Here is an 11,011-nt window from a genome sequence, read left to right on the forward strand (position 1 = left end):
CGAAGGAGGAATGAATTGGTATGTGGAAAATTTTAAATAAGATTGATGCGAAAAAAACAGGGATTTTTGCAGCAGGGGTATTGTTTGGCACAGCAAGAGTAAAGATATTATCCAGTAAAGACGCCAAAAAAGTATATACTCATTGTACGGCTGCAGCCCTTCGGGCGAAGGAATGTGTGATGAAGACAGCTTCCTGCATACAGGAAAATGCAGAGGATATTTATGCGGAAGCCACCCAGATCAATGAAGAGCGGGCTGCAAAAGAAGCAGAGTTTGAAGATGAAGTTTAAAATTGTACATGAAATAAAAGGGCGTATGAGGATTCATGTTGCCTGCAGCCGGATGTCATTGAAGGATGCAGATGTACTCCAGCATTATCTTTTGGGGCAGGAATCTGTCACGGCAGTAAAAGTATATGAGAGAAATCAGGATGCAGCAATCTGTTATGATGGATCCAGGGGAGAAATCATCAGCATCCTTAAGGGGTTTTCCTTTCATAAGACAACGGTGCCAGATCATGTCTGGCAGAATTCGGGAAGGGAGATGAGCCGGAGGTACTGGGATAAAATCGTCTGGAAAACAGTATTGCGTATGGGAAGTAAAATATTCCTGCCTGTGCCGGTGAGGAATATCTTCGTAATCTGTAAGTCTGTGAAATATATCTTTAAGGGCGTCCGTGCATTAGGGAGAGGGAAAATAGATGTGTCCGTTCTGGATGGGACTGCAATTGCGGTATCATTGCTTAGAGGAAATATTAATACTGCAGGTTCTGTCATGTTCTTACTTGACATTGGAGAGATACTGGATGAGTGGACCCATAAGAAATCCGTAGATGATCTGGCAAGGAGCATGTCGCTGAATATAAGCAGGGTCTGGCTTCTGGAAGATGGCAGAGAGGTTCTGGTGGACACGGATCAGATCAGGCAGGGGGATTCCATTGTCATCCGCATGGGAAGCGTGATTCCCTTTGACGGCGTGGTAACAAAAGGGAGCGGAGAAGTCAGCCAGGCGTCCTTAACCGGGGAAGCCCTGCCAGTTCCAAAAGAAGCAGGAGGCTATGTATATGCAGGAACGGTATTGGAGGCAGGAGGACTGGTGGTTCAGGTAAAAGAGACATCAGGTTCTAATAAATATGAAAAAATAGTCCGCATGATTGAGGAATCAGAACGGTTAAAATCTTCTGTGGAGGGGAATGCGGTGCAGATGGCTGATAAACTGGTGCCATATACCTTGCTGGGAGCGGCGTTTGTTTATCTTTTGACCAGAAATGCCTCAAAGGCGTTGTCCGTACTGATGGTGGATTTTTCATGCGCCTTAAAGCTGTCCATACCGATTGCAGTGTTGTCTGCAATCAGGGAAGCAGGAGCCTATCAGATTACCGTAAAAGGCGGGAAATTCCTGGAAAGAGTTGCAGAAGCGGACACGATTGTTTTTGATAAGACAGGAACGGTAACGAAGGTGCAGCCTGTTGTATCAGAAATCGTATCCTTTTCTTCAGAAAGCACAGATGAGCTTTTGGGCATTGCGGCCTGCCTGGAAGAACATTTCCCTCATTCTATGGCCAGGGCTGTGGTTCAGGCTGCCATGGAACAGGGAATTGTTCATGAAGAAAAGCATTCTAAAGTGGAATATATTGTGGCTCATGGGATTTCCTCTATGGTAGACGGCAGAAAAGTAATTATCGGTAGCTACCACTTTGTGTTTGAGGATGAGTGCTGTGTGGTGCCGGAGGAGATGCTGGAAAAGTTTAAAAGTCTTCCGGATGAATATTCCCACTTGTATCTTGCAATTGAGGGGAAACTGGCTGCCGTCATCTGTATTGAAGACCCATTGCGGGAGGAAGCTGAGGAGGTTGTAGCGGAATTAAAAAGGGCTGGCTTTCAAAAGATCGTTATGATGACAGGAGACAGTGAAAGGACCGCACGTTCCATCGCATCAAAAATCGGCGTTGATGAATATTATTCTGAAGTGCTGCCAGAAGATAAAGCCGCATTTGTGGAAAATGAAAAAGCAGCAGGAAGAAAAGTTATTATGGTTGGAGACGGAATGAATGATTCACCGGCGCTTTCGGCTGCGGATGTGGGGATTGCTGTCAGTGACGGCGCCCAGATTGCAAGGGATGTTGCAGACATCACCATTGATGCGGATCATTTGTTCGGGCTTGTAACATTGAAATCCATCAGCGACAGGCTGTCCGGGCGGATCCGGAAAAACTATTTCAGCATAATAGGGATTAATTCAGGACTGATTCTGTTTGGGATCTGCGGTTTGGTACAGCCGACAGTATCTGCATTTGTTCATAATGCATCCACTTTGGCAATCAGCTTAAATAATATGAAGAATCTGCTGGAATAAGTATGGGGTTAAGTATTCCGTATCAGAATGGAAGAAAGCAGAAAAGGAACCACCGGGAACGGAAAAGAACCCGGTGGTTATGTACCATACCCGTAAATCTTAAAAGGCTCAGAGAAACAGTTCGCACTCTTTTCTGATGGAACAGGCTTTTTTGAGAACCTGTGAGGCGGCTGCCACCATTGCACGGTTGTTTTTTCTCGCTGAGTGGGGACAGTTTTCCACGCACCGCATACATGAAATGCATTTTTTGGAATCTGTTAGTTTCGGATTGGCAAGGGCAATGGCCTGTGCAGGACATTGTCTGGCGCATAGGCCGCAGCTGGTGCATGAAGCGGAAGCTTTGGGAATTAATCCTCCTCCGCCGGCTTTTTTATAAGGGCGGTTTCCCGGTAATTTTAATTCATTGCCTGTTTCGCCGGAATGAACTTTTTGGAGTATCTGTCGGGCAAAAGCCTTTAACTGCCGGGAATCTTCAGCGTCCGGCCTTCCGGATGCGTACTGGTGCATAATCGAATGCTCTGCAATTGCTGAAACAGCGGCAATGACAGTAAAGCCGCAGTCAGACGCGATATCTGCCATTTCAACTAATGTGTCTTCATAAGCGCGGTTTCCATAGACGCAAAGGAGTACGCATTTTGCTGCGTTTCCCCGGACTTTGGAAAGCCGTTTGGCTGCAAGGTCGGGTATGCGGCCGCCAAAGGACGGTACTGCGATTAATACGAGATCATCTGCGCACAGCTCATATTTGGTAAAGCTGCAGGCAGGATCTGACAAGTCGGCAGTAACGATTGACAGACTCCACTCTGAGGTAATGAGGTCTGCGGCTTTCTTCGTTCCGCCGGTGGGACTGAAAATAAATTGGATGTATTTCATATGATAGCCTCCTTGTGTAATATTTAGATTTACACCTTTGGTCAGTATAGCATAGGGAAGGTGTAGTGTCAATATTTACACCACGAATGTTTTTTGATATACTGTAAGGAACTGTTAAGAAATTTGGAGGAATGAAATTCATGCATATCAGTAAAAAATGTTCTATCGCTGTCCATTGTCTTATTTTTATCAATGAGTATGGGGAAAATAAACGCGTGACCAGTGAGCTTCTGGGGCTTTCAGCCGGATGTAATCCTGTTACAATCCGCAATATTATAAGCGCATTGAAAAAAGATGGTATCTTATCTGTCAAATCCGGTACAGGCGGCGCTGTATTGAACTGCCCTGCGGAGGAAATCAGCTTATACCGAATTTGTATGGCAGTGGAGCCGGACGCGCTGAAAAAATTGATCGGCGTGCATGCAGCGCCATCGCCCTTGTGTCCCGTGGGAAAGAATATTCATGGGGTATTGGAAATATGCTACAGCAAAATATGCAGTGACCTGAAGAACAGCCTGCGTTCGATTACGCTGAAAGAAATGGTAGAGGAATATCATAGGGCGGCATTTATTCTGGATAATGGTTAGCAAATACTAACTGTTGTTCGCACAAGAAGACAGGGCGGGAATTGTATTACGACTGTCTGGAGAAAATAACAGCGGGGTAAAAGATTATGATGATTAATAAAAGGCTGATCGGTACAGTCAGTGAAAGTAAAAAATACATAGCGGGAAATGTGGCAGTGCAGTGGTGTTCCCTTGGGGCTAATATTGTCATGATGGCGACGGTGGCGGATCTGCTTGCATCCCTATACATGAAAGCAGCGGACAAAGCCAGCCTGTTTCTGACTGCGGCAGTGGCGGTGATTGCTGTCTTAATCCGTTTTATCTGTACGGCTCTTTCAAGCCGCATGGGGTACCTTTCCTCAAAAATGGTCAAGAAGCTTCTCCGTGAAAAAATATATGCAAAGCTCCTGCGGCTGGGCGTGTCTTACAGGGAACAGGTGACGACTTCGGAGGTGGTTCAGGTGGCAGTGGAGGGCGTGGAGCAGCTTGAAACCTATTTCGGCGCATACCTTCCCCAGTTCTTTTATGCTATGCTGGCGCCCCTTACGTTGTTTGTATGTTTGTGCTTTGTAAACGTGCCTTCCGCCATTGTTCTGCTTATCTGCGTGCCTTTGATTCCCATTGCAATAGCGGCGGTGCAGACCTGGGCGAAAAAGCTGCTGTCAAAATATTGGGGGCAGTATACGGCGCTGGGCGATACCTTTCTGGAAAACCTGCAGGGGCTTACCACGCTGAAAATCTATCAGGCCGATCATTTCAAGAATGAGGAAATGAACCGTGAAGCGGAAGAATTCCGCAAAATTACGATGAAAGTGCTGACTATGCAGCTTAATTCCATTACGATTATGGATTTGGTTGCCTATGGCGGCGGGGCATTAGGGGTGATTCTGGCGGCAGCACAGTTCAAGGCGGGAAATGTCTCTCTTTCCGGATGTCTTTTGATTATATTGCTGTCAGCGGATTTCTTTATTCCTATGAGGCAGCTTGGCAGCTTTTTCCATGTTGCCATGAATGGAATGGCGGCAAGCAATAAAATTTTCCGGCTGCTTGATTTGCCGGAAAAAGCGGAAAAAACAGAAAGTTTTCCCGCGGACTGCAGCCTTTATTGTTCTGATTTGCATTTTTGCTATACTGGGAAAAACTCATCTGAAACAGAGAAAAATCAATCCGGAGCAGAGGAGAGAGAGATCCTGCATGGAATCCATATGGAGTTTCCTCAGGGGAGATTTGTTTCCATTGTGGGTGAAAGCGGCTGCGGAAAATCTACCGTAGCTTCGGTTCTTATGGGAAGAAACCAGGGATATTCCGGCGCGGTAAAGGTTGGAGAAACGGAATTAAGAGACATAAATGAAGGGGAACTGATGAAACATATCACTTATGTCAGCCATCAGAGCTATCTGTTCAAGGGCACAATCCGGGAAAATCTGTTGATGGGAAAACCTGACGCTTCTGATAAAGAATTGTGGGCAGTACTGGAACGGGTGAAGCTGTCAGGTTTTCTGAAAGCTGAGAATGGGCTTGACACGCTTCTGACAGAGAAGGCCTTGAACCTTTCAGGCGGCCAGTGCCAGAGGCTTGCGCTGGCGCGGGCGCTGCTGCATGACAGCCCTGTTTATATTTTCGATGAAGCTACCTCCAATATTGATGTAGAGAGCGAGAACGATATTATGGAGGAAATCCATGGGTTAGCTGGATACAAAACGGTTATTTTGATTTCACACCGGCTGGCCAATGTGACAGCTTCGGATTACATTTACGTGATGGACAAAGGAAATATTGCAGAAAGTGGGAACCATGAGGAACTGCTGGCACAGGGCGGCGTTTATGCAGAATTGTGGAACGCCCAGCAAAGTCTGGAAAATTATGGAAACAGCCAAAGGGTGTACCAGGATGACTATTCTGCTGGAGCAGAAGGCCAAAGAAGAGGAAAGGACGGTGTTTAGGGCGTGGGAAGACGGAACGGATTTGCAGTTATGTCGAGGCTTATCGGCCTTGTGAAGCCTCTTGCGGGATTTATGGTCTTTGCAGTTATGATGGGCTTGGCCGGTCATTTATGCGCTTCTTTTATTACGATTCTGGGTGGATATGCAGTGCTTGGCCTGCTGGGTTTTGATACGGCCTTAAGCCTGAAAACCATATCTGCCTGCGTGCTTGTGTTTGCTGTCTTGCGGGCAGTTTTGCGGTATGGGGAACAGTCATGCAATCATTTTATTGCCTTTAAGCTGCTTGCTCTGCTCCGGGATAAAGTGTTTGGAGTCTTACGAAGGCTTTGTCCCGCAAAGCTGGAGGGAAGAGACAAGGGAGATTTGATTTCAGTCATTACCTCAGATATTGAGCTGTTGGAGGTGTTTTATGCGCACACAATTTCGCCTGCGGCGATTGGTTTTCTGTATACAATTGTTATGTGCCTGTTTATCGGTTCTTTCCACCCTGCGCTTGGGGGGTTGGCGCTCCTTGCATATCTGACGGTGGGAATTGTAATACCGATTATCACCTCAAAATTAAGCGGGCGGCTTGGGATGGAATTTCGTGCCGGATCGGGAGATTTAAGCGGATTTGTTCTTGACAGTTTGCGGGGGCTTTCGGAAACGGTGCAGTATGGCCAGGGGGAGGAACGACTTACACAGATGAATGAAAAGACAGACCTTCTTTCGGATACGGAAATGCGTTTGAAGCGCGCTGCGGGGAGAAATATGGCGGTTACGAACACGGTGATTCTTATTTTTGATTTATGGATGCTGTTTTTATCTGCTATGCTGTATCAGAAGAACATTGTGGATTTTACGGGAGTCCTGATTCCGGTGGTGGCCCTGTTTTCTTCCTTCGGGCCTGCCGTGGCATTGGCGAACCTGGGAAGCACGCTGCAGAATACTTTTGCAGCGGGAAACCGTGTGCTGGATATTCTGGATGAAACGCCTGCCGTTTCGCAAGTGGCTGGAAAAGAAGAGACTGCCTTTGACGGCGCTTCTGCGGAAAATGTCAGCTTTTCTTACGGGGCAAAAACAATCCTTGACCGTGTATCTTTGCAGATACCCCAAGGAAGAATCATTGGACTGGTGGGCAAAAGCGGCAGCGGAAAATCTACGCTGTTAAAGCTGTTTATGCGCTTTTGGGATATTGACAGCGGGAAAGTGGAGATTTCAGGCAGGAGTATCAGAGAAATTAATACCTCAAATCTTAGGGATATGGAGAGCTTCATGACACAGGAAACCCATTTGTTTCAGGACAGTATCCGGAACAATCTTCGGATTGCCAAGCTGGATGCATTGGATGCGGACATTGAGGCAGCCTGCAGAAAAGCCTCTGTCCATGATTTTATCATGAGTCTGCCTCAAGGCTATGATACGCCGGTGGGGGAGCTTGGGGATACGCTTTCGGGCGGGGAGCGGCAGCGGCTTGGACTTGCAAGGGCATTTTTGCACGACGCGCCCTTTCTGCTGCTTGACGTAAACTGGTGCAAGGGTTTTGGCTGTATATAGTGTGTATTGTGTTTAAAATGATGGAATATAGCCACTTGATATACAAGGTATAGGGAAAGATGTGTATGGAGTAGAGAGGGATAATTGTAATGACTGGCATAGGGAATGATATCTCCGGATGCCGGTTTTTTTGATGGAAAAGGAGATGAGGGAAAGGGGATTTGATGGTGGTTGTCCAACCTGAATCTGAAAAAAGCATGGCATACAGCAGAGAGTGGGATGTGGAGAGGGATGGAAAAATGGAATCCACCAGGACAGGAAAAATTCACTTGAATACAAACATAAGTTCTGATATGATATAGTACAAAACGACAGATTGAGGAAGAGGAAAATGAGTGAAGCAAATGTATTTGAGGAATGTCCTGTTTACAGATCGGAGCATTTCCTGCTGAGACAAATGAGGATGGAGGATGCCAAAGGGCTCTTCCAATGCTACAGCAACCCTGAGGCCGCAAAGTATTTCAATGGCGACTGCTGCGGCGATGACTTTTATTATACGGATTTCAGCCGGTTTGTGAAATGCATGGAATTCTGGGAGAGCCGGTATCAGGAAAAGGATTTTGTGCGTTTTACGATCGTATATGGCAGTGCCGGAAGGATTGCGGGGATGGCAGAGATCTGCCCCTCTTACAAGTATTCGGCTGACGGGGCGTGTATGGGAATCCTGCGGCTTGACCTCCTGCCGGAATATGAAACAAGGGAAGATATTCAGGAACTGATGGAATTGATCCTGAAACATGTATATGAAGATTTCCAAGTCCGTTCCGTGATCATGAAAGCACAGGAGGACGCACGGATCCGGAGAAGTGTGCTGAAAGGGCTTTGTTTTGTCCCGGCACAGGATGAGTGCAGCATTCCGTTCAAGGATTATTTTATCCGGTATTGAGTGCAGATAAAAAATGAATAGGGAAAAGCATGCGAGAAACAGCAGATACAGTGTGGCCTTATGGACAGAGGAACTGTATCTGTTTTTTCGTTTCAATGTAGTAGGCAGGACAGGAGCCCAGGAATAAGTCTGCCGCTAAAGGACTGGGATTTTTAATCAGATAATGATGATGTTTGTGACATCTGCACAGTTTCAGTACATAAGATTTGGTAGGTTCTGTGGATGGCTTTCTTTCCCAGGAGTTAGTATAGTGTCGTACTTGAAGCAGAAAAAATTATTAAGAAGGGAGAAAGATGACATGCTGAAATGCGACAGGGATGAACAATGGGCGGAGTCGCTGTCACTGTGGGTGGACCGGAAAGTGGTCACATATCTGAGAGAAAACCATGCCCGGTTTGAAGCAATCCTCACTGAACAGGGCCGCCTGGCCGAAAAGTATCCTGTGATCGTTCCGTTTCTGGATGGGGAGGGAGCCATGGAACTGACGGCAGAAGAACATGCGGCAGTCAAAGAATACCTGGACCTGCGGGAGAAGACAGAACTCCTGATCCGGGAATACCACTATTATCTAGGGCAGGCCATGGATATCCCGGGGCGGCAGGAGTTTGGCATCCGCCAGGATGGAAAGCCGGGAGCCGGAGAAAAACGTACAGGCGAGCTCCTGGACCTTCTGGCCGCAAACCGGATCGAGGAAGCGGACCAGATGCTCCGCTTTTCCAACCCGGAGTACCGGGCGAGGGCGGAACTGGAGGCTGAGGCACAAAAGGCAGTTGCCAGCCTACAGATAACCGATGAAACGAGGTCCTGCATTGCACATTACGCAGATGCGATCCATGGACGGTGGCTAATGTTCCTGAAACTTTTTTACCAGTATGCGGCAGAGGATATTTTAAGCCCGCCAAAGAAAACAGGAGGGATCGCAGGATTATTGAAGAAAGGGGCAAGGCTATGGCATTACAGAAAGCGATGCCGGGAACGGCAAAGAGAAAAAGGAACAGTTGGTGCAGGGGAAACGGACCATGCAGCTTCCGGGGGGAACTGCGAGGGGGAATCTCGAAAAAGAAAAAGATCCTGAACCGGAAAGTGCGGCGCCAATCCAAGACGCTCCTACAGAATGCGGATTATAAGAGGATCTGTCGGACAGGACAGATGGTAGAGTTTACCTGATTTTTTGCCCTGTACAGGCCATATGGCCTGTGCAGGGCTGTTCCAGAAACTGAAAGGAGGATGCCGTGAGAAAAGAAAAATACAAAGCGAAATGCCCGAAACAGATCTTGATGGCAGACCCGGCATATTTTGAGGGGGATGGAAAGAACCCGTACGAATATGACAGGATGGCGTATGAACCGCCGCCAGGCTTTAAAATGGGGATCCTGCTGAGTGAGAGATGGGATCCGGTACTTGCAGGCGAGACCTTATATATGATGGGCCTCTATTTTGCCCCGGAAGAAAACCTGGACCGATACATGGATTTTGGGATCGAAGAATGTTACAGCTGCTCCCAATACTATGTGGTGGTTGACAACGTGCGATACAGGGTGACCGCAGATGGACGGCAGCATGACGTAGAAACCGGGGCGGAGGGGGACTGGGGGCTGTATCAGGAATTTTACAGCCTTGAAGGAAAAAGCACCAGGCTGTGTGCAGTGCACATTGGGTTCCTGGTGCCGAAGAGGGAAGCGTTTGAGAGGATGAGGGAGATGATGTATTCCCTGTTTGAAGGAGTGCAACCTGAAAGGAAAGAAAAGCATCCCGGTAAAAAAAGAGACAGCCCATGCAGGTAAAAATGCCGGAGGATATATGAAAAGAAATTCAGAAATAACAAAAACAGAGTGTCAGGGGGCATCTGCAGGATGCAGCTGGTGGGGGCGATCAACCAGGCAATCGCAGGCAAAGAATAATTATGCTAAGCGTCAGATAAACTGCCGTGAGTATATATTGGCGCAGTACCTTTACAGATACGAATAATCACGGGCAAAAAAAGCAGCCGCAGAGGTATATAGGATGACAGTGGAGGAAGCAATCAGACAGGCGGTATGTACGAATGGCGATATACATTTATTTAAAGAGATGGATTATCATGTGGAGAATATTGGGGGGATCAATGTTATTATAACAGCCAGCGACCTAGCAGACGGGAATTACCTTGATATCCACGTCCAGCTTATTTCTGACCGTTTAGGATTAAGCAGTGAGACTCATAATGTAATCCGGCAGGAAACCGGAAAGGTGAATTTCATCCACAGACATAATTTTTACGAAAGTATGTACGTGATGTCAGGTTCGGTTCTTCAGATCATAAATGGTCAGGAAATCCTTGTAGAAAAGAATCAGATGTTTCTTATGAATACAGGCGTGGAACATATGGACAGGCTGAGTGAGAATACGATGGTCCTTTATATTCAGATTACAGAGGATATCATGGATGACATTGTGGCGCACTGTGAATTTTCCGAGCCTATGAAGAAATTTTTCAGAGATCAGAAGCAGGATAAAAGAAAGGACTATCTCCATTGCACGATTCAGGATACGGCCCGGTTCGAAATCATTGTCAACCGGCTGATCAATGAGCAAAAAGCGCATTTGGCAGGATATAAGTACATTGTCCGAGGACTGGTGTGCAGGATTCTTATGATCATGAACGGGCAGAGTAAGGACAGCGTCAGGTACGTATCCGATGAACCGTCAGACAGCCTTTTATTATTCAAGCGCATAGAGCAGTATCTTGAAGAACATTGCTGGAATGTAGACAACAAAGAACTTTCAGGCATCTTTTATTACAGTGAAAATTATATGAACACCAGTTTACAACTTTTTTAATAAAAAAATGCCGCACAGGACTTTCTGTTGTA

At 46.8% G+C, this 11,011-nt stretch carries 11 protein-coding genes; 10 read left to right on the plus strand and 1 reads right to left on the minus strand.

Features of this window, described 5'->3' with window-relative positions:
- The first annotated feature begins 20 nt into the window (after window positions 1-20).
- Together E5329_RS20025 and E5329_RS20030 are read left to right on the plus strand one after the other, a co-directional pair.
- Window positions 21-290 carry a DUF6110 family protein gene (locus E5329_RS20025; RefSeq protein ID WP_135991134.1) on the plus strand — a complete coding sequence of 90 codons (270 nt, stop codon included), beginning with the start codon at window positions 21-23 and terminating at the stop codon, window positions 288-290.
- Window positions 280-2,355: a heavy metal translocating P-type ATPase gene (locus tag E5329_RS20030; RefSeq protein ID WP_135991135.1), complete on the plus strand. Its 2,076-nt coding sequence runs from the start codon at window positions 280-282 to the stop codon at window positions 2,353-2,355. Before E5329_RS20025 ends, E5329_RS20030 begins: the two co-directional genes overlap by 11 nt.
- A 108-nt stretch (window positions 2,356-2,463) precedes the next feature.
- Here the strand turns inward: E5329_RS20030 and E5329_RS20035 are convergent, their stop codons facing one another.
- A complete protein-coding gene (locus E5329_RS20035) occupies window positions 2,464-3,228 on the minus strand; it encodes a 4Fe-4S binding protein (RefSeq protein ID WP_135991136.1) in 765 nt (254 codons plus the stop codon).
- 140 nt (window positions 3,229-3,368) lie between these two features.
- Between E5329_RS20035 and E5329_RS20040 the strand changes: the two genes are divergently transcribed.
- The 8 genes from E5329_RS20040 to E5329_RS20075 all read left to right on the plus strand — a co-directional run bounded on the left by E5329_RS20040 (window position 3,369) and on the right by E5329_RS20075 (window position 10,979).
- Entirely contained in the window at window positions 3,369-3,815 is a 447-nt protein-coding gene (locus E5329_RS20040) for an Rrf2 family transcriptional regulator (RefSeq protein WP_135991137.1), read from the plus strand.
- An 86-nt stretch (window positions 3,816-3,901) separates the two neighbouring features.
- Window positions 3,902-5,737 carry an ABC transporter ATP-binding protein/permease gene (locus tag E5329_RS20045; RefSeq protein WP_275443514.1) on the plus strand — a complete coding sequence of 612 codons (1,836 nt, stop codon included), beginning with the start codon at window positions 3,902-3,904 and terminating at the stop codon, window positions 5,735-5,737.
- 3 nt (window positions 5,738-5,740) lie between these two features.
- Window positions 5,741-7,273 carry an amino acid ABC transporter ATP-binding/permease protein gene (locus tag E5329_RS20050; RefSeq protein WP_330572264.1) on the plus strand — a complete coding sequence of 511 codons (1,533 nt, stop codon included), beginning with the start codon at window positions 5,741-5,743 and terminating at the stop codon, window positions 7,271-7,273.
- A gap of 331 nt (window positions 7,274-7,604) precedes the next feature.
- On the plus strand, window positions 7,605-8,159 hold the full coding sequence (locus E5329_RS20055) for a GNAT family N-acetyltransferase (RefSeq protein WP_135991138.1): 555 nt from the start codon (window positions 7,605-7,607) through the stop codon (window positions 8,157-8,159).
- Between the two features lie 250 nt (window positions 8,160-8,409).
- Window positions 8,410-9,234, plus strand: coding sequence for a hypothetical protein (locus tag E5329_RS20060; protein WP_275443515.1), 825 nt, complete (start codon window positions 8,410-8,412; stop codon window positions 9,232-9,234).
- A gap of 157 nt (window positions 9,235-9,391) precedes the next feature.
- On the plus strand, window positions 9,392-9,943 hold the full coding sequence (locus tag E5329_RS20070) for a hypothetical protein (protein WP_135991140.1): 552 nt from the start codon (window positions 9,392-9,394) through the stop codon (window positions 9,941-9,943).
- A 16-nt stretch (window positions 9,944-9,959) separates the two neighbouring features.
- Entirely contained in the window at window positions 9,960-10,127 is a 168-nt protein-coding gene (locus tag E5329_RS29955) for a hypothetical protein (RefSeq protein ID WP_168356701.1), read from the plus strand.
- A 36-nt stretch (window positions 10,128-10,163) separates the two neighbouring features.
- Window positions 10,164-10,979: an AraC family ligand binding domain-containing protein gene (locus tag E5329_RS20075; RefSeq protein ID WP_135991141.1), complete on the plus strand. Its 816-nt coding sequence runs from the start codon at window positions 10,164-10,166 to the stop codon at window positions 10,977-10,979.
- Window positions 10,980-11,011: the final 32 nt, after the last annotated feature.

The organism is Petralouisia muris (assembly GCF_004793545.1).
Taxonomy (GTDB): Bacteria; Bacillota; Clostridia; order Lachnospirales; family Lachnospiraceae; genus Petralouisia; species Petralouisia muris.